This window comes from Pararhizobium polonicum (assembly GCF_001687365.1).
Lineage (GTDB): Bacteria > Pseudomonadota > Alphaproteobacteria > Rhizobiales > Rhizobiaceae > Pararhizobium > Pararhizobium polonicum.
In genome coordinates this window covers 329,656-348,991 of the sequence record NZ_LGLV01000004.1, presented here as the reverse complement: position 1 = coordinate 348,991, position 19,336 = coordinate 329,656, and the positions used below count along the sequence as shown (strand labels likewise).

Genomic DNA, 19,336 nt, shown 5'->3' with positions numbered 1-19,336 from the left:
GGATGAGGGCGCCCGTAGGGCGCCCTCATGTCTTGATTATTGCGACAGCGTGAACGGCGCAGTGTACTTGTCGACATTGTCCTTGGTGATCAGCAGGCAATCGAACAGCTGCTTTTCGGTTGCGACGCCGGTCTTGCCCGTCTTGATGAAGGAATCGGCCTGCTTGACGGCCTCGGCCGAGAACACGGCCACGGGCTGAAGCACGGTATATTCCAGCTCTCCGGCCTTGATGGCCGCGACCGCGTCCGGAGATCCGTCGAAACCGCCGACCTTGATATTGGCGAGCTTGCCGGCTTCCTTCAGCGCTGCGATGGCGCCCAGCGCCATCTCGTCATTGCCGCTGATCAGGCCGATGACATCGGGATTGGCCTGAAGCAGGCTCTGCATCTTGTCATGACCCTGGGTCCGGTCCCAGTTGGCAACCTGCGAGCCGACCTTTTCGAGGTCCGGATACTGGCTGAGGACCGTCTCGTAGCCGTTTGAGCGGGTTGCGGCGTTGTTGTCGGAGGGCGCGCCGAGAAGTTCGACATATTTGCCCGTTTCACCGATGCTCTCCACCCACTGCTGGGCACCGAGGGCGGCGCCCTGCGCGTTGTTGGAAACGAGCTGTGCCTTGGCGAGGCCCTCCTGGTTGATCTCGGCATTGACGAGGAAAACCGGGATATTGGCGGCAATGGCCTTCTTCACCGCGCCGATCGAGCCGTCGGCATTGGCGGGATCGAGGATGATCGCCACGGACTTGTTGGTGATCGCGGTGTCGATCAGGTTGCTCTCGGTGTTGGTGTCGCCCTTCGATGCGCCGACCGTGGCGGTATAGCCGAGCTGCTTGGCAGTGGCCGCGGCCACTTCGCCTTCGGTGAACCAGTATGGGTTCGACGGATCGTTGACGATGATCGAAATCAGGCCTTCGGCGGAGGCGGCGGTCGCCGACAGCGCCATCATCGGCGCAGCCAGGACGAAGCTGGCCAGCAGCAGCCTCTTTGTCATTTTCAGCATTGTACTCTCTCCCGTTGTTGGTTGGTCATGTGCCAGTCAGCTGGCGGTCTTCCCGTGAGCGGCTTCGGCGCCCTGGCCGTTGCCCTTCGGTTGCAGAGAAGCGGATGGGCCGTCGGTCTCGGTCGTTCTCTTGACGCGGCGGCGATATTGGACGGCGTTGAGCAGCACCGCGAGCACGATGACCGCGCCGGTGAACACTGTCTGCCAGTAGGATGAAATGCCGATGATCACCAATCCATCGGACAGGAAGCCGATGACGAAGGCGCCGAGCAGGGTTCCGCGGATATTGCCGCGGCCACCTGTCAGGGCGGCGCCCCCGATCACCACGGCGGCGATGGCCGTGAGCTCGTAGGAGGTGCCGGCCGTCGGCCCGGCGGAGGTCAGCTGGGACGACAGGATCAGTCCGGCGATGGCGGCGCAAACGCCCGACAGCATGTAGACGGCGATCTGCACCGTCTTGACCGGAACGCCGCTGAGTTCGGCCGCACGTTCGTTGCCGCCCGAAGCGTAAAGCCAGCGGCCGAAGGCCGAGCGGTTGAGCACGAGGCTGCCGATGAGCGCGATGACCACCAGCACGACAACGCCGATCGGAATGCCGGCGAGGCGATTGAAACCCAGCCAGTCGAAGCCGGTATTGCCCAGTTCCGGTCTGCCGCCGAGATTGTTGTAGGTCAGGCCATTGGTCATCAAGAGCGCGAAGCCGCGCGCCACATACATGACGCCGAGGGTGGCGACGAAGGCCGGCACCTTGAACCGCGCGATGAGGATGCCGTTGATCAGGCCGACGAAGGCGCCGAGCGCACAGACCAGCACCACCACGACCCAGATCGGCGGATAGAGCACGACGCCCAGCGCATTGAGCGTAACGCCCTGCATCAGGAAGCCGGCGACGACGCCTGCCAGCCCAAGCGTCGAGCCCACCGACAGATCGATACCGCCGTTCAGGATGACCAGCAGCATGCCCACGGCAAGAATGCCGTAGATCGCCACATGCGACGACATGATGAGGAAGTTGCTGACCGAGAGATAATAGGGCGACAGGATCGAGAAGACGACGATGATGACGATCAGCGCGAAAAATGCCCGGCCTTCAAGCAACAGCCTGCCTAAATCAAAGCCGTCGCCGAAGAGACCCGAACGCGGTGGGGTGGTGACTGAACTGCTCATGGACAGGGCTCCGTTAAACTCGATCGTCAGACATGCACGGCTTCGCCCGAGGCGGCCATGATCTCTTCTTTTGAAACATCCGCGCCGAACTGCGCTGAAATCTTGCCGCGGCGCATCACCACGATCCGGTGCGCGATGCTGAGGCACTCGGCGACTTCGGAGGTGGAAAAGACCACCGCGAGCCCGCGAGCCGCTCTTTCGCTGAGCAGCCGGAACACCTCGGCCTTGGCGCCGATGTCGATACCGCGGCTTGGCTCGTCCAGCAGGATCACCCTTGGATTGGTCGCCAGCATCTTGCCGATGACGACTTTCTGCTGGTTGCCGCCGGACAGGGAGCCGATCGCGGCGTGGCCGCCATCGGTCTTGATGTGAACCTTGCTGATCGCGTCATCGATGACGGCCTGTTCGCCGGAGCGCGACATCAGCATGCGCCGGGTAAAGTTGGCGATGCTGGCAAGCGACAGGTTCTGGCCGACCGACATGGTCTGGACCAGGCCGTCGCGCTGGCGATCCTCGGGAACGAGGACAAGTCCTCTGTCGATGCGCTCGGAAATGCTGAGGCGCGAGATGTCGTCGCCCTCGACGATGACCCGGCCGCTGCTCATCGGCATCCGTCCGGCGACGGCTTCGAGCAGTTCGGTGCGCCCGGCCCCCATCAGTCCGTAGATGCAGACGATTTCGCCGGCCTTGACGTCGAGCGACAGGTGGTCGACGACCGAATAGCCCGACCCCGAGGCATCGGCGACGCTCACATCCTCGATGGACAGCGCGGTTTCGCCGAAGTCATAGCCCGTTGGCGGGGAGCCGAGGTCGAAGTTCTCGCCGACCATGTTGCGGACGATCCATTCGAGATCGATGTCTTTCGCTTCGGCATTGGCGGTCATGGCGCCATCGCGCAGCACGACGGCATAGTCGGTGATCTGCAGCGCTTCTTCCAGGTGGTGGGAAATGTAGACGATCGAGACCCCGCGGCCGGTCAGGTCCCGGATCACCTTGAACAGCACCTCGACTTCGGTCGCGCTCAGCGCTGATGTCGGCTCGTCCATGATCAGAATACGGGAATCGACCGACAGGGCGCGGGCGATCTCGACGATCTGCTGCTGGCCCAGGCGCAGATCCTCGACGAGCGTCATCGGATCGATGTCCTCCTCGAGGTCGGCCATCAGGGCCCGGGCCTGCCGGGCTTCCTCGGCAAAGTCGACGCCGGTCGCCGTGCGCAGTTCGCGGCCCATGAAGATGTTGTCGCGCACGCTCAGGTTCGGCGCGAGGCTGAGCTCCTGATGGATGATCGAGATGCCGCGATCCCGGGCGTCGGAGGCGGACGAGAAATTCACGACGTTTCCATCGAGCACGATGTCGCCCGAGGTCGGCGTGACGACGCCGGACAGGATCTTCATCAGCGTCGACTTGCCGGCGCCATTCTCCCCGAACAGGGTGGTCACCTTGCCGCGGTGGATGTCGAAGTTGACACCCTTCAGCGCATGCACGTTGCCGTAGGATTTTGCGATGTTGCGCGCGGAAAGCACAGCGTCGTCGGACGCCGTTATCGTGACGGATTGTGGTGTCATTGAACGTCCAGCCTCACGGGGGTGATGAGCCAGCTCTTCGGATTGATCAGCTTGAATGCACCGGTGAGCGATACCGTCTTGCCGGTCAGCTGGCTTGTATCCAGTGCCGACAGGACATCCTTCTTCAGCTGGTTGTTGAGGGCAGAACCTGCATCCTGATATTCGATCTGGTTGGTGAACTGGCCAAAGGCGATGGTGCCCGTCGCGTCGCGCAGTTCCGTTCCGTTGATCGCAGGGCCCGTTTGCACGCGAACGCGCAGCGTATCGGGCAGGCCCTCGACCTTGACATCGTAGATGCCCGACTTCGCCTCGCCGAAGACGCCGGTCAGCTTGACGGACATGACCGGGCCGGTGCCCGCCGCAACGCCATATTTGGCTTCAGCGGCCGGGCGATCCTCTGCGATGGCAGTCGCCAGCGTTACGGCGTCGACCGCGCGTCCTTCGATATCGGCCTTGACCTTGGGGAATTCCGACGCGCCGTAGCTTTCGGCGGAAAAGACGTCGGCCTTCACGTCTTCGGTCGAGCCGATCCGGACGACCTTGGTATCGAACGCCATGGCGCCAATCAGGATCAGCACGGCAGCCGACGCCGTTACCAGGCCGAGGCTGGACTGCGTGCGTCCCTTCTTTGCGGTGTAAGACTGTGAACTCATCGAGGGGCGACCTGTAGCTTGGGTTTGTGGGGCGGTGACGGGCTTTCCCGTCAGGGTGTAGCGTTGGGAATTGGCGACATTCTGGCGCCGGGGCGATTTCGGCCCGTCATTGCACGGTTTGCCGAATCTGCGGTCTCCGGGGTCTGTCAGGTTCAGACGTCACGTCCTGCATGCCGTATTCCTCCCATCGCGTCCTGAACGTGGCGACATCCCCCCACCCGTACAGGCCGCTTTCAATTCTGTTTCGTACCGTTCACTGCCGCAGCAGTGTTACAGATTATCTGTAAGTTATCTTAAGAATGTGATACGTTCGGCGTTATGTCAACGTTACTTTTGTTAAGATCGACTCGTGTTCGGATAGGGCTCCTTCGTCGCGCTCTGCAGCCGTCACCGTGATACTCGCGGGATGCGACGCGTAAGGACCGGGGTTATCGCCAGGGTTTTTCCTTTCAACCAGTTGATTTTGATTGATAATAGAAAATCCTGCCGCATTTTTCCCAAGCACAATCGCTTTGAGACTCAGACGTCTATCCTTCCGGTCTGGGCATCGATCCTCTTGAAATCGATGATGGTTGAGGGCGGTCTCCTTCGCATCATGTCTCGAAATCCGCATGTGATATTCAAGGGCCTGCCTGTGATCTTTGTTGACAGATGGTACGCTGTATGTAAAAAAATTCAATAGGTGAAAATAATTACATTTGCAACAGCCAAACCTGGGAGGGAGATATGGTACGAACCGCCACAGGCCGTGACCGTGACGACAGTCTCGCGGTCCGTGCGGCATGGCTGCATTATGTCGGAGGGCTGACGCAGGCGGAGGTTGCCGCGCGGCTGGGCATTCCCAATGTGAAGGCGCACCGGCTCATCATGTGGGCCAACCAGAACGGTGTCGTGAAATTTTCCATCGACGGTGACGTGGCGGAATGCGTGATGCTCGAAACGCGGATGACCGCGCTTTTCGGGCTGGATTATTGCGAGGTCTTGCCGAACCTCTACGACAAGAGCCTGCTCATCCGCTCACTCGGTGTCGCCGGGGCGGAATTTCTGCAGCGTGAAATCAGGGGCCTGCAAGGACAGGTGATCGGCATCGGCAACGGCCGCACGCTCGCCGCCTCTATTGCCGCCATGCCGCACACCGACGCCGGAGACGTGCGCTTCGTCTCACTCCTTGGCGGGCTGACGCGAAACTATGCGGCAAATCCGCATGACGTGATGCACCGTTTGGCCGAAAAGACCGGGGCCGTATCCTATGTCATGCCGGTGCCGTTCTTTGCCAATTCGGCCGAGGATCGCGAAGTGCTGCTGTCGCAGCGCGGCGTGCGATATGTGTTCGATCTTGCTGCGCGCGCCGATCTGATGCTTGTCGGCATCGGCACGGCGGAACTGGATTCGCAGCTGGTCGTCTCGCAGATGATCGAGGTTCCGGAGATGCAGGACGTACGCGATCATGGCGGCGTCGGCGAAATACTCGGGCATTTCTTCGATGCGCAAGGCAGGCCGATCGAGACGTTTCTGGCGGAGCGTACCCTGTCGCCGAGTCTGGAGAGCATGAAAACGCGCCGGATCGTCGCGATCGCAGGCGGCTTGAGCAAGGCGCGCGCCATCCGGTCCGCCCTGCTGAGCGGCTGTCTCAGCGGGTTGATCATCGATGAACAGACGGCGCATGCCCTTGTCAACGACGACCCGTCGTAACCGATTTGTTGTGAAGGAAGGCAGTTTCGTGTCCACAGAGAAACACCCTGCCGGGCTGAACCGGTCCCACGCCGCGCTGGCATCGTATCCAGACGGGAGCCTTTTCTGATGGGCAATGCCGGGAAAGACATCCTGATCGGGATCGATGCCGGAACGTCGGTGATCAAGGCCGTCGCCTTCGACCTGTCCGGGCGGCAAATCGCTGCGGCCTCCGTGCCGAACGCCTATGCGACGGCGGCGGACGGCGCGGCATTTCAGCCATTGGACAGGACATGGGCCGATTGCGCGCAGACGATCCGCGCTCTCGCTGCCAAGGTCGAGGGCCTCGCCCGGCGAACTGCCGCGCTGGCCGTGACCGGGCAGGGGGATGGTACATGGCTGGTGGGCAGGGACGATGCGCCGGTGGCGGACGCCTGGCTGTGGCTGGATGCCCGGGCAGCGCCGACCGTGCGCCGGTTGCGGGCTTCGCCCGGCGATCGCGCCCGGTTCGAAGCGACCGGAACCGGGCTGAACACCTGTCAGCAGGGCGCGCAGATCGCGCATATGGCCGCCCATCATCCCGAACTTTTCGATCGGGCCGACGTGGCGCTGCACTGCAAGGACTGGCTCTATCTGAACCTGACCGGCGTGCGCGCAACCGATCCCTCCGAGGCAAGCTTTACATTCGGCGATTTTCGCACGCGCCGGTATGACGACACCGTCATTGCGGCACTCGGCCTGTCCGGCAAGCGTGGATTGCTGCCCGAGATCATCGACGGAACACAGGTCACCCATCCGCTCTCGTTCGCGGCAGCGGCACAGACGGGCCTGCTTGAAGGCACGCCGGTCAGCCTCGGTTATGTCGATTTCGCCTGCACCGCGCTTGGCGCGGGGATCTTTGCCGATGGCACGCCGGCAGCCTGCTCGACGATCGGCTCCACCGGCATGCATATGCGCGCGGCTGCGGTCGGTGACGTCGTGCTGAATGCCGATAATACGGGCTATATGGTCGTCCTGCCGATGCCGGATATCGTGGCGTCGGCGCAATCCAACATGGCGGCGACGCTCAATATAGACTGGGCATTGCGGCTGGCGGGCGACCTGATGGGGGAGCTGGGACAACAGGTCACCCAGGCCGATTTGGTCGGGCGGGTCGAGGGCTGGCTTTCGGCCAGTCATCCGGGAGCTCTGCTCTATCATCCCTATATCTCCGAGGCCGGAGAGCGTGGACCGTTTGTCAACGCCAATGCGCGGGCCGGGTTCATTGGCCTGAACAGCGGCCACCGGTTTGCCGATCTCCTGCGCGCGGTGGTCGAGGGTCTGGGAATGGGGACGCGGGATTGTTATGCGGCGATGGGCGACATGCCCGCCGAGCTGCGGCTGACCGGTGGCGCTGCGCGCTCGAAGGCCTTGCGCTCTGTCATTGCCGCCGCGGTCGGCGCGCCGATACGCGTCTCGTTGCGGGAAGAGGCGGGTGCTGCGGGCGCCGCGATGATCGCCGCCGTCGCGATCGGGGTCTATGACGGCATGGATGCCTGTATCGCCGAGTGGGTGACACCGCTTCTGGCCCCTGCAGAAGTGCCGGATGCCGCGCTGGTGGAAACCTATGCGCGAATGTTTCCGGTCTATCGCGATGCCCGGCTCGTGCTGGAGCCGGTCTGGGACCGGCTGGCGGAGCGCCAGACCGGCGTACGGAACTGAAGATTTGCCTGCGACGCCGCAAGAGAAACAGGGCATCGCATCGAGTGTGGTTGGCCTCTGCCAAAGGAGAGAGACATGAATGAATCCCGGATGGTCGACCTGTTCATTATCGGGGGCGGTATCAACGGCGCGGGCATCGCGCGTGATGCGGCGGGCCGTGGGCTGTCAGTGATCCTGTGCGAAAAGGATGATCTGGCGCAGGGAACGTCGTCGCGGTCGGGCAAGCTTGTCCATGGCGGGCTGCGCTATCTCGAATATTACGAGTTTCGTCTGGTGCGCGAGGCGCTGATCGAACGCGAAGTCCTGCTGAATTCCGCCAGCCACATCATCTGGCCGATGCGTTTCGTGCTGCCGCACAGTCCCGACGATCGTCCGGCCTGGCTGGTGCGGCTCGGCCTGTTTCTCTACGATCACCTTGGCGGCCGCAAGAAGCTGCCCGGGACCCGCTCGCTCGATCTGCGCCGTGATCCCGAGGGCGCGCCGATCATGGACCAATATACAAAAGGCTTCGAATATTCCGACTGCTGGGTCGACGATGCGCGCCTTGTGGTGCTGAACGCCGTCGCCGCGGCCGAGAAGGGCGCCGAGATTCTGACGCGCACCGCCTGTACCAGCGCCCGGCGCGAAAATGGCGGCTGGACCATCCAGATGCGTAACGAGTGGACCGGCGAGACGCGCACGGTGCGGGCGCGCGTCGTCGTCAATGCCGGTGGCCCGTGGGTCAACGACATCGTCGGCCGCGTTGCCGGCAGCAACAGCCGCCGCAACGTCCGCCTGGTCAAGGGCAGCCACATCATCGTGCCGAAATTCTGGGAGGGGCGGCATGCCTATCTGGTGCAGAATCACGACAAGCGCGTGATCTTCATCAACCCATACGAAGGCGACAAGGCCCTGATCGGCACGACCGACATTCCCTATGACGGAGCGCCGGAAGAGGTGAGGGCGGACGAATCCGAAATCGAATACCTGCTCGCCGTCGTCAATCGTTACTTCAAGGAAAAGCTGCGGCGCGAGGATGTGCTGGAGACATTCTCCGGCGTCAGGCCGCTGTTCGACGACGGTCAGGGCAATCCGTCGGCCGTGACGCGCGACTATACGTTCGATCTGGACGAAACCGACGGCGCACCTCTGCTCAGCGTCTTCGGCGGCAAGATCACCACCTTCCGCAAACTGTCCGAGCATGCGATCGAAAAGATTGCAAAGTTCTTTCCCGCTATGGGGGGAAACTGGACGCGCGGCGCGACCCTGCCGGGCGGCGAGATCGAGAATGCCGATTTCATCCAGTTTGCCGAAGACCTGCGCCGCGCCCATCCGTGGATGCCCCGCCCGCTCGTCCATCATTACGGGCGCCTCTACGGTGCGCGGGTTGGAAAAATTATCGGTAGTGCAACGTCGCTGGCCGGGCTGGGCCGCCATTTCGGCGCGGATCTCTACGAAGCCGAAGTGCGCTATCTGATCGCCCATGAATGGGCGATGACGCCGGATGATATTCTCAGGCGCCGCACGAAACAGGGGCTGCATCTGAGCGAGGGCGAGAGATCGGCCTTTGCCGCCTGGTTCGAGGCGGATCGCGCCAAGAGCGCCTGAACGTCCGGCAACGGCCCACCGCTTTGCCATCGTCTGCAACCTGAATCTGAGAAGCCATCATGTCCCTGACCCTCTCGCTGAATACCAATCCGCTGGTCAACCGGTTCGCCGACCCCGACGACCTCATCGATACCGTCGCGCGCGACCTGAAGATCCGCGACCTGCAGCTGACGCATGAATTCATCAACCCGTCCTGGCCAGCGCCGGTGATCCGCCGCATCACCCGCCGTTTTCGCGCGGCCCTGGATCGAACCGGGGTGCGGGTGACATCCGGCATGACGGGCCCGTATGGGCGGCTCAATCATTTCGGCCATCCCGATCGTGACGTGCGGCGCTACTATGTCGACTGGTTCAAGACATTCGCCGATATCTCGGCCGATCTGGGCGCCAGGTCCGTCGGGACCCAGTTTGCCATCTTCACCTTCGCCGATTTTGACGATCCGCAAAGACGCGAGGACCTGACCCGGATCGCCATCGACTGCTGGTCGGAAGTGGCTGAGCATGGCAAGTCGGCCGGGCTCGACTATGTGTTCTGGGAACCGATGTCGGTCGGCCGCGAGTTCGGCCACACCATTGGCGAATGCATGGCGCTTCAGGACAGGCTGACGGCCGCCGATATGGCGATCCCGATGTGGATGATGGCCGATATCGACCATGGCGATGTCACGTCGCCGGACCCGGACGACACCGATCCCTATGCCTGGGCTCGGGCGGTGCCGAAGGTTTCGCCGATCATCCATATCAAGCAGAGCAAGATGGACAAGGGCGGTCATCGCCCCTTCACCGCCGAGCACAATGCCACGGGGCGGATCCAGCCGGCACCGCTGCTGGCAGCGTTCCATCAGGGCGGCGCGGTGGACAATGAAATCTGCCTCGAACTCTCCTTCAAGGAGCGCGAACCGGACGACCGCAATGTCATCCCCGCCATTGCCGAAAGCATCGCCTTCTGGGCACCCCACATCGATACCGGAGCAGCCGATCTCAATCTCTAGGTGTTTGAGCCTGTCGAAGCCGATGCGAGGATGTCGAGCGTCCGGGGATCGGCCTCGCTACCGAAATAGCGCTCGATTGCCAGCCAGAACGGCTCGGGATCACGTGCCGCCTGCCAAAACAGCGTCATCGATGAGCGTAGCTTCATGTCGTCGGGCGAGCCGAAAATCTGCAGCGCGGTGCGATTGCGCACCGCATTGATGGTGCGGGTGCATTGGACGAGGCGGCCGCCGAGCAGCGGATGCGCCAGATAGGCGCGGGCCTCCTCCAGCGAGGAGATGGCGAACCGCTGCGCGGTCAGTGAATGGCCAAGGCCAGTGATCTGCGGAAAGATGAACCACATCCAGTGGCTCTGCTTGCGGCCATGTTCCAGTTCGCGAAGGGCCGTCTCATAGACCGGCTCCTGCGCTTCGACGAAGCGGGAAAGGTGGTAGAGGTCGCTCATGGACTGCACCGTCAAACCTTGATCGAAAGGCCGCGCCGGAATTCCGGCGCAGCCCTGTCCTGCTACCATTTCTGATGAACGTGAACCTTGATCAGGCGCTCATAGACGGCAGCCAGTTCCGCCAGCGTTTCTGCCGGAATGGCCTGCAGGTCGCTGGTTGCGGCATTCGCCTGCGCCTGCGCCGCGTTGCGGGCACCGGGGATGACGACGGAGACGGCCTTGCTCTCAAGGATCCAGGCCAGCGCGAATTGCGCCATGGAGACACCCTGCGGCACCAGCGGCCGCACCTGCTCGACGGCTTCCAGCGCAACGTCCAGCGGCACGCCGGCAAAGGTTTCGCCGACATCGAAGAACTCGCCATTGCGGTTGAACTTGCGGTGATCGTCGTCGGCGAATTTGGTGTCTGCCGTGATCTTGCCGGACAAGAGGCCCGAAGCCAGCGGCACGCGGACGATGATGCCGACATTCTTCTTTTGCGCCTGCTCGAAGAACAGGTCGTGCGGCCGCTGGCGGAAGATATTGTAGATGATCTGGATCGTCGCAACGCCCGGATATTCGATCGCCTTCAGGGCTTCCTCGACATTCGAAACCGAGACGCCATAGTTGCGGATCTTGCCCTTGACGGTGAGATCGTCCAGCGCGCCGAACACCTCCGGCCGGTAGAAGACCTCCGTCGGCGGGCAATGAAGCTGCACGAGATCGAGCGTCTCGATACCGAGATTGGCAAGGCTGCGGTCGATGAAGGCCTCGATATTGGCGCCGGTATAGCCATCGGCCACATGCGGGTTCAGCCGGCGGCCGGCCTTGGTCGCAACGAACGGCTTGTCGCCGCCGCGTTCCTTCAGCACGGAAGCGATGATCTTTTCCGAGCGGCCGTCGCCATAGACATCGGCCGTGTCGATGAAGGTGACACCGGCATCCAGCGCTGCGTTCAACGCGCGCTTGCCGTCGTCCTCGGAGATGTCACCCCAAGAGCCACCGATCTGCCAGGCGCCGAAGCCGATTTCCGAAATGGCGGCGCCGGTGCGCCCCAGTGTTCTGTTTTTCATGTCTCAATCCTCGCCGGACGGCAGCGCGCCGCCCCAAATCCCCATCCGTTTCGAACGGGAAACCCTGTTTACCCGCCGTTTCTATTCCGAATATGACAGGCTGGCCAGCATTCAGTCTTTCGAGAATGGCGCCGTTCGAAGAAAATCATTCTTGTTTTCAAGATGTTATTATTGCCACACGCGGCAACCGTCTTCACGCATCGTCCAAGATCAGGACAGCCCGGCCGCGGCTGAGGTCGAGGATGGTGGTCTCAGCCGTTTCAAGCCTGTCCGTGGGGATTTGCAAGGAGAGGCTGGCGCCGGTGCCGGTGAAGGTCTCGGTGACAATCGCCACACCCAGGCCGGCCAGCCGCGCCCGGATCAGGGCCAGATCGGAAAAGTCGCATACCAGGCTGCCCCGGACGGTTTCGATGACCTCGATCTTCTCCGCCGCCCGCAGGCAGATGGCCGCCGTGCCGCCATAGGCGCGGATCAGTCCGCCGCTGCCCAGCAGCGTGCCGCCGAACCAGCGGGTGACGACGACAGTGATATGATCCAGAGACTGGCCGTCGATCGCCTGCAGGATCGGCTTGCCTGCCGTGCCGCCCGGTTCGCCGTCGTCGCTGAAACGATAGGTCTGGCCGATGCGGAAGGCCCAGCAATTGTGGCTGGCGGTGAGGTCCGAATGTTGCGCGATGAAAGCCTTGGCTTCATCTTCACTGGCCACGGGACCGCAGATGGCCAGAAACCGGCTCTTCTTGATATCCTGCGTATGGGTTTCGATGCGCTGAAGCGTGAACATTGGCCGGTTCCGTTTGCGCGCGGTGATACCGCATCAGACGGGCTCATGCCAACAGATCACCGATTTTTCTGTGCCCCTCATCCCGGATCGGCGTCGGGATGAGGAGACGGTCTCTCGAACTATCCGATCGACATCAGGCTCGCATTGCCGCCGGCGGCTGCCGTGTTGACGCTCGTCGAGACCTCTTCGAGCAGCCAGTTCAGGCAATAGGCGTCCGGGTTCTTCGCAAGTTCGGCCGTCGACGCGGCCTGGACCAGGACCAGTGGGCCGGGAAGGGTGGCGATCTGCGTGTTGACGGTGCGGACATGCTCCGCCTCGCCTTCGATCAGGGCACCGGCAAAGGGCACATCCATCCGCCAGTCGGCGGTGAAGGAAACGCGGGCGGCGACCGTGGCCGGCAAGGATGCCAGCGCTTCCTTGAGGCCGGATGCCGTATCGACAACGGCGGCGTTGCCGGTTGCAAAGACCGCGGCAAGCTGGCGATAAAGGCCATCGGCAGTCTGCGGCACCAGCAGGATTTTTCCGCGTGGATGCAGGGCGTAGAGGTTGATTTCGCCGACCGGGCCGGCAAGCTCGGTGGTGAGGCCCAGCGCCGACTGGCTGCCGGTTTTGCGGGCATCCTGCGCCGGTGTTTTCAGACCCTTGCTGTCCAGCCATTTGGCAAAATCGAGCAGGATCGGATCGGTATGCACCGAGCTATGCTGCGGCGGCACCGGCGGGGTGGTGACGAGGCGGCCGAGATAGAGCGGGCCACCGGCCTTCGGGCCGGTGCCGGAAAGGCCGCGACCGCCAAAAGGCTGCACACCGACGACGGCGCCGATGATGTTGCGGTTGACGTAGAGATTGCCCGCCTTCACCCGCGAGGTGACATGGGCAATGGTTTCGTCAAGCCGCGTGTGCAGGCCGAAGGTCAGACCATAACCGGTGGCGTTGATATCGTCGATCAGCCGGTCGAGATCGTCGCGCTCGTAGCGCAGCACGTGCAGCACCGGGCCGAAGACTTCGCGCTTCAGGTCGGAGAGATGCTTCAGCTCGATGATCGTCGGCGGCACGAAGGTGCCTTGCTCCGTGGCGGGCGACAGCGCGATCTGTTCTACCTTGGCGCCGATGCCGCGCATGGTCTCGATGTGCTTTTCGATGATGCCCTTGGCTTCCGCCGTGATGACAGGACCGACGTCGACGGCGAGGCGGTCGGTGCGGCCGATGTCGAGTTCGTGCAGGGCGCCCTTCAACATCGTCAGTACGCGGTCGGCAACGTCGTCCTGCAGGCAGAGCACGCGCAGCGCCGAGCAGCGCTGGCCGGCGCTGTCGAAGGCAGAGGCGATAACATCGCCGACCACCTGTTCGGCCAGAGCGGAGGAATCGACGATCATGGCGTTCTGGCCGCCGGTTTCGGCAATCAGCGGGATCGGCTTGCCGGAGGCGGACAGCCGGTCGGCAAGCTGGGCCTGGATCAGCCGGGCGACTTCCGTCGAACCGGTGAACATCACGCCGGCAATGTTGGGCGCGCCGACAAGGGCGGCCCCGACGCGGCCGTCGCCCGGAAGCAGTTGCAGCGCTTCGGCCGGAATGCCGGCTTCATGCAGGATGCGCACGCCTTCAGCGGCGATCAGCGGCGTTTCCTCGGCGGGCTTGGCCAGCACCGGATTACCGGCGACGAGGGCCGCTGCGATCTGGCCGCAGAAGATGGCAAGCGGGAAGTTCCAAGGGCTGATGCAGACGATGGGCCCGAGCGCATGATGGGCGGGGCCGAGCGTGCGGGTTGCCTGCTCGGCGTAATAGCGCAGGAAGTCGATGGCCTCGCGGACTTCGGCAATGGCGTTGGGCAGCGATTTTCCGGCCTCGCGGACGATCAATCCGAGCAGTGTTGGCATGCGGGCCTGCATCAGGTCGGCAGCGCGCACCAGGCACTGGGCGCGCTCGGCAGGTGACACGGTGCTCCAGGTTGCCCCTTCTGCACGGGCGATCTCGACGGCACGGCGCGCATCGTCCTCGGCCGTCTCGACGACCGTGCCGACGGTATCGCGATGGTCGCCGGGATTGCGCACCGGGCGGCTTTCGCCGTGCAGTCTTTTTGCGCCGAGATGCGGGGCGGCGTTCCAGTCGATCGCGGCGCTGGCTTTCAGCGCATCGGACAACATCGCCAGCGATGTCTCGTTGGAAAGATCGAGCCCGGCGGAGTTGCTGCGTCCGGCATAGAGATCGGCAGGCAGCTTGATCTGCTCGTGCTGTGCGCCCATCACCGGCATGGCGCGGACGATGTCGACGGGATCGGCGATCAGATCGTCGATGGAGACGGCCGGGTCGGCGATGCGGTTGACGAAGGAGGAGTTGGCGCCGTTTTCCAGCAGACGGCGGACGAGATAGGCCAGCAGGGTCTCATGCGTCCCGACCGGCGCATAGATCCGGCAGGGACGGTCGAGATTGCCCTTGCCGACGACTTCGTCATAGAGCGGCTCGCCCATGCCGTGCAGGCACTGGAACTCGTATTTGCCGACCTTGAAATCGGGGCCGGCCATCTCATAGATCGTCGCCAGAGACTGGGCATTGTGCGTGGCGAACTGCGGGAAGATCACGTCGGTCGCATCCAGCAGTTTGCGGGCGCAGGCGATGTAGGAAATGTCGGTATGGATCTTGCGGGTATAGACCGGGAAGCCATCGACGCCGTCGATCTGGGCGCGCTTGATCTCGGCGTCCCAATAGGCGCCCTTGACGAGACGCACCATCATCCGGTGGCCGGACCGGCGGGCGAGGTCGATAATGAAATCGAGCACGAACGGGCAGCGTTTGCCGTAGGCCTGGACGACGAAGCCCATGCCGTTCCAGCCCGTAAGGGCGGGGTCGAGGCGCAGGGCTTCGAGCAGGTCGAGCGACAGTTCCAGCCGGTCGGCTTCCTCGGCGTCGATGTTGAGGCCGATATCGTAGCTTTTGGCGATCAGCGCCAGCGCCTTCACCTTCGGCAGCAGCTCGGCCATGACGCGGGCGCTCTGGGCGCGGACGTAGCGTGGATGCAGGGCCGAGAGCTTGATGGAAATGCCGGGACCTTCATAGATGCCGCGGCTGGCCGAAGCCTTGCCGATGGCATGGATGGCGTTTTCGTAATCGGCATAATAGCGCTTGGCGTCAACAGCCGTCGTCGCCGCTTCGCCGAGCATGTCGTAGGAATAGCGGAAGCCCCTGCCCTCCAGCGTACGGGAGCGCTTCAGCGCCTCGTGGATGGTTTCGCCGGTAACGAACTGCTCGCCCATCATCCGCATCGCCATGTCGACGCCACGACGGATGACCGGTTCGCCGGCCCGCGCGATCAGGCGGGTCAGCGCCGCCGACAGGCTGCGGTCATTGACGGTGGAGGTCAGCTTGCCGGTGACGACGAGGCCCCAGGTGGCGGCATTGACGAAGAGGGAGCGGCCGCCGCCGATATGCGAGCGCCAGTCGCCATCGGCGATCTTGTCGCGGATCAGCGCATCACGGGTGGCCGTGTCGGGAATGCGCAACAAAGCTTCGGCAAGGCACATCAGCGCCACGCCCTCCTGGCTCGACAGCGAATATTCATGCACCAGACCCTCGACCCCGGAGCCCTTGTGCTTGGCGCGCAGCGCCGTGATCAGCTTGCGGGCGGTCGCCTTGGCTTTGGCACGGATATCGTCCGGCTGGGTTGCGGCCGTCACCAGCGGAGGCAGGCATTCGGTTTCGGGGCGGCGGTAGGCGGCGGTAATCGCCTGGCGCAGCGCGGTCTGTTCGGCAATCGGCGGGGCGAAGTTTTCAAACGGGAGAGGAGGGCTGTCGGCGGTCTGTTGCGGCTGCGGCTGGCTCATCGAAATCATCCCTCTTCGAAGCGATCAGGCGCACGCGGCGTGGCCCGGAATTCATGGGCGCAAAATAGGGCAGAGGTCTCCGGATAGCTATCCGGGAAAAGGGGCGTCACGCCGGATGTTTCACCGAATAAGACGGCAAAAACAGTGCAGAATACGGCAGTATCCAAATCATGCTGGACGATTCGGCGTCAGAGCAGAACTTTTTGCGACAGTTTGTGACGGGCCATCAGGCATTCGTCATCGCCCGGCATGCAGGTGCGGCAGACGATCGGACGGACCGCATAGATCTTGCAGCCGACATGCACGCCAAGCTTGCCGTCGAGTGCTGTACAGCGATTGTCCTCGCATCGCATGCCGCCAAGATCGGCGGAGACATATTCGGCCGGAATCCGGTCCAGCTCCTCGTCCGTCTCCAGCGAAAAACGCGGCCAATCTTCGGAATAGCTGCAGCAGGCGCCACAACTCTGGCAGTCGAAATCGTCTGTGGGAACGGCAAGGGTCATGGTGGCAGGGTAGCGGAAATTGTGAGGGAACGGAATGGGACGCGGCGTCATATGCGGTCGAAACCCTCCCCCTTGTGGGGAGGGTCGGAGCGAAGCGGAGGGGAGGGGTTCTTTACCATTGAAAAGAAGTCCCTCCCCAACCCCTCCCCACAAGGGGGAGGGATTTGACCCTCACGCCACCGCGGCGTCCCTGACCGCGATCTCGTAGTCTTCCGTATGCACCAGAATGCCCGTGTCGGTCATGACCGCGATCCCGTAGGCGGCGGGTTCGTCGATCGAAAGCGAGGTGTCGGCTGTGTCGAAGGGCATCGGTTGCTGGTGCACGGGGCTCTTGAACACAGAGAACGGGATGCCGCGGCTGGAGCCGGAAATCGTCCGGTGCACATGGCCGGCGAAGATGTGCAGCACATTGCCCCGGCGTTTCACCACATCGTAGAAATCCGCCTCGTTGATCAGGCGCATCACGTCCATGCCGGTAAAGCCGGTGGCGTGCGGCGGGTGATGCATGAACAGCAGCACCGGCAGGTCGCCGGCGGTTTCCAGCTGCCGGTCGAGCCAGGCGAGACGCTTGGTGCAGAGGAAGCCGGCATGGCTGCGCGGATAGTCGTAGGGCGGGGCAAACAGCGTATCGAGCAGCAGCGCGCGGCAATCGGGAAAGTCGATCGCCTCCTGAACGAACCCGTCACCGTCCTGTGCAACATCCGGGAAGATGTCCAGAAACGTGTCGCGGCGGTCGTGGTTGCCGATGGTGATGGCGAGCGGCGGCACCAGTTGGTCCAGCAGGGTTTTCAGCCGTTCGTAGGAGCCCCTGTCGGCCCGGTGCGTCAGGTCGCCCATGACAATCACCCGGTCCGCATCGGCGTGGTAGCGATTGACATGTTCGATGCCGGCGGCAAGCCGCTGGAACGGATCAAGGCCGATGATCGATATGCCCTCTGGCACCATGTGCAGGTCGGTGAAGATAATCAGCTTTGTCATTCTGGGGGGATCCGGTTGGGAAGAGTTTCGCATGAATGCCGCCAAGCTGTCGGTGGGTGGCCTGCGCGTCAAGCAACATAATTGGGACGGTTGGCTCAGACCGCGTTCGAACAACGGGTCGCCGAAGCCATCGCCATCGCCTTCAGTGATCAGGGTGTGGCGCAGGAGGCAGTCCTTTGTCCGTCCCTCGGAGCCATTGCGATCCTGGCTAGGCAAAGCTTTCGGCCTGATATATCACGTAGCGGGCGAAGTTTTGTGCAATGGGTTTTCGTGCGTGACCGAGGGCGTTTCTCCCAGATTGAGCCTGCAAGGCGCAGGCGGGGCCCGCTTGCGTTTTGAAATAACTGCTGCGCGCTTGGATGCGGCCTTTGAAAAATCCGGAGTGAAACGATGAGATGGAAACGCACGATCCAGTTGCTGGATGTTCATTGCGAAGGCGAAATCGGCAAGGTCGCCATCGGCGGCGTGCCGAAAATTCCCGGCAATACGATCGCCGAGCAGCTCAACCATATCAATACGGTCGATGACAGCCTGCGTCGCTTTCTTTGCCTGGAGCCGCGCGCGGCTTCGATTGGCTCTGTCAATCTCCTGGTTCCGGCCAAGCGTCCCGAGGCCGATTTTGGCTTCATCATCCTGCAGGCGGATCAGGCCCATGCCATGTCGGGCTCCAACTCGATTTGCGTAACGACGGCGCTGCTCGAATCCGGCATGATCGAGATGAAGGAGCCGGAAACGGTGGTCATGCTCGATACGGCCGCCGGCCTCGTCAAGGCGACGGCCACCTGCCGTGACGGGCGCTGCGAGCGGGTCAAGCTCACCATGGTGCCGTCTTTCGTGCATCAGCTGGATGTCGAGGTCGATACGCCCGACTGGGGCCGGATCAGGATGGACCTCTGCTATGGCGGCGTCTTTTACGCGCTGGTCGATGTCGCGCAGATCGGAACCACCATCGAGAAGGCCAATGCGCGGCAGATCGTCGAGGCCGGCATGATGCTGAAGGACCTCGTCAACCGTACCATTCCGGTCGTCCATCCGGAAATCCCGGAAATCAAGGGTGTCGCCTATGTGATGTTCCGCGATACCGAGGCGGATGGCACGGTGCGTACCTGCACGACGATGTGGCCCGGCCGGGTCGACCGCTCGCCCTGCGGCACGGGCAGCTCGGCCAATCTGGCGACGCTGCATGCGCGTGGGCTGGCAAAGGTGGGTGATGTCTTCAAGTCCCGCTCGATCATCGGCTCGGAATTCGAGGTGGGTCTGGAAAGCGTGACGGAAGTTGCCGGACGCCCGGCGATCATCCCGACCATTTCAGGCCGTGGCTGGACCTTCGGCCTGCATCAGGTGTCACTCGATCCGTTCGATCCGCTGGCCGATGGTTTTGCGCTGACCGATACCTGGGGACCGCAGGCGGGGGACATCCGCTGATCCGGTT

Annotated in this window: 15 protein-coding genes; 5 read left to right on the top strand and 10 right to left on the bottom strand. The window is 62.9% G+C overall.

Annotation, left to right across the window (positions count from 1 at the left end; all coding sequences use genetic code 11):
* Positions 1 to 36: 36 nt before the first annotated feature.
* The 4 genes from ADU59_RS03360 to ADU59_RS03345 are packed head-to-tail and all read right to left on the bottom strand — an operon-like array spanning position 37 to position 4,384.
* Positions 37 to 996, bottom strand: coding sequence for a D-ribose ABC transporter substrate-binding protein (locus ADU59_RS03360; protein ID WP_068951652.1), 960 nt, complete (start codon positions 994 to 996; stop codon positions 37 to 39).
* Positions 997 to 1,032: 36 nt separating this feature from the next.
* Positions 1,033 to 2,163 (bottom strand): ABC transporter permease, encoded by a 1,131-nt coding sequence (locus tag ADU59_RS03355; protein WP_068951650.1) that lies wholly within the window; start codon positions 2,161 to 2,163, stop codon positions 1,033 to 1,035.
* Between the two features lie 26 nt (positions 2,164 to 2,189).
* A complete protein-coding gene (locus tag ADU59_RS03350; protein ID WP_068951648.1) occupies positions 2,190 to 3,731 on the bottom strand; it encodes a sugar ABC transporter ATP-binding protein in 1,542 nt (513 codons plus the stop codon).
* Complete coding sequence (locus ADU59_RS03345) at positions 3,728 to 4,384, bottom strand: DUF2291 family protein (RefSeq protein WP_068951646.1); 657 nt, start codon at positions 4,382 to 4,384, stop codon at positions 3,728 to 3,730. Before ADU59_RS03345 ends, ADU59_RS03350 begins: the two co-directional genes overlap by 4 nt.
* A gap of 726 nt (positions 4,385 to 5,110) precedes the next feature.
* Between ADU59_RS03345 and ADU59_RS03335 the strand changes: the two genes are divergently transcribed.
* The 4 genes from ADU59_RS03335 to ADU59_RS03320 all read left to right on the top strand — a co-directional run bounded on the left by ADU59_RS03335 (position 5,111) and on the right by ADU59_RS03320 (position 10,335).
* Positions 5,111 to 6,076, top strand: coding sequence for a sugar-binding transcriptional regulator (locus ADU59_RS03335; RefSeq protein ID WP_068951643.1), 966 nt, complete (start codon positions 5,111 to 5,113; stop codon positions 6,074 to 6,076).
* A 108-nt stretch (positions 6,077 to 6,184) separates the two neighbouring features.
* Complete coding sequence (locus ADU59_RS03330; protein WP_068951641.1) at positions 6,185 to 7,756, top strand: FGGY-family carbohydrate kinase; 1,572 nt, start codon at positions 6,185 to 6,187, stop codon at positions 7,754 to 7,756.
* 75 nt (positions 7,757 to 7,831) lie between these two features.
* Positions 7,832 to 9,343: a glycerol-3-phosphate dehydrogenase gene (locus tag ADU59_RS03325; protein ID WP_068951639.1), complete on the top strand. Its 1,512-nt coding sequence runs from the start codon at positions 7,832 to 7,834 to the stop codon at positions 9,341 to 9,343.
* Positions 9,344 to 9,402: 59 nt separating this feature from the next.
* Positions 9,403 to 10,335 (top strand): sugar phosphate isomerase/epimerase family protein, encoded by a 933-nt coding sequence (locus tag ADU59_RS03320; RefSeq protein WP_068951637.1) that lies wholly within the window; start codon positions 9,403 to 9,405, stop codon positions 10,333 to 10,335.
* Here the strand turns inward: ADU59_RS03320 and ADU59_RS03315 are convergent.
* The 6 genes from ADU59_RS03315 to spdA form a co-directional block, all read right to left on the bottom strand.
* Positions 10,332 to 10,778 carry a DUF1810 domain-containing protein gene (locus ADU59_RS03315; RefSeq protein WP_068952542.1) on the bottom strand — a complete coding sequence of 149 codons (447 nt, stop codon included), beginning with the start codon at positions 10,776 to 10,778 and terminating at the stop codon, positions 10,332 to 10,334. The two genes, ADU59_RS03320 and ADU59_RS03315, sit on opposite strands and share 4 nt — an antisense overlap.
* A 62-nt stretch (positions 10,779 to 10,840) precedes the next feature.
* On the bottom strand, positions 10,841 to 11,827 hold the full coding sequence (locus tag ADU59_RS03310) for an aldo/keto reductase (RefSeq protein WP_068951635.1): 987 nt from the start codon (positions 11,825 to 11,827) through the stop codon (positions 10,841 to 10,843).
* Between the two features lie 193 nt (positions 11,828 to 12,020).
* Positions 12,021 to 12,608 (bottom strand): IMPACT family protein, encoded by a 588-nt coding sequence (locus ADU59_RS03305; protein ID WP_068951633.1) that lies wholly within the window; start codon positions 12,606 to 12,608, stop codon positions 12,021 to 12,023.
* A gap of 119 nt (positions 12,609 to 12,727) precedes the next feature.
* The gene (gene putA / locus ADU59_RS03300; protein ID WP_068952540.1) at positions 12,728 to 16,423 is read right to left on the bottom strand and encodes a trifunctional transcriptional regulator/proline dehydrogenase/L-glutamate gamma-semialdehyde dehydrogenase; all 3,696 of its coding nucleotides are present in this window, start codon (positions 16,421 to 16,423) and stop codon (positions 12,728 to 12,730) included.
* A gap of 188 nt (positions 16,424 to 16,611) precedes the next feature.
* Positions 16,612 to 16,926: a YkgJ family cysteine cluster protein gene (locus ADU59_RS03295; RefSeq protein WP_068952538.1), complete on the bottom strand. Its 315-nt coding sequence runs from the start codon at positions 16,924 to 16,926 to the stop codon at positions 16,612 to 16,614.
* A 171-nt stretch (positions 16,927 to 17,097) separates the two neighbouring features.
* Positions 17,098 to 17,904, bottom strand: coding sequence for a 2', 3'cyclic nucleotide phosphodiesterase SpdA (spdA, locus tag ADU59_RS03290; protein ID WP_068951631.1), 807 nt, complete (start codon positions 17,902 to 17,904; stop codon positions 17,098 to 17,100).
* A 390-nt stretch (positions 17,905 to 18,294) separates the two neighbouring features.
* On the opposite strand from spdA, the gene ADU59_RS03285 reads away from it, so the two are divergent.
* Complete coding sequence (locus tag ADU59_RS03285; protein ID WP_068951629.1) at positions 18,295 to 19,329, top strand: proline racemase family protein; 1,035 nt, start codon at positions 18,295 to 18,297, stop codon at positions 19,327 to 19,329.
* The last annotated feature ends 7 nt before the right edge of the window (positions 19,330 to 19,336 follow it).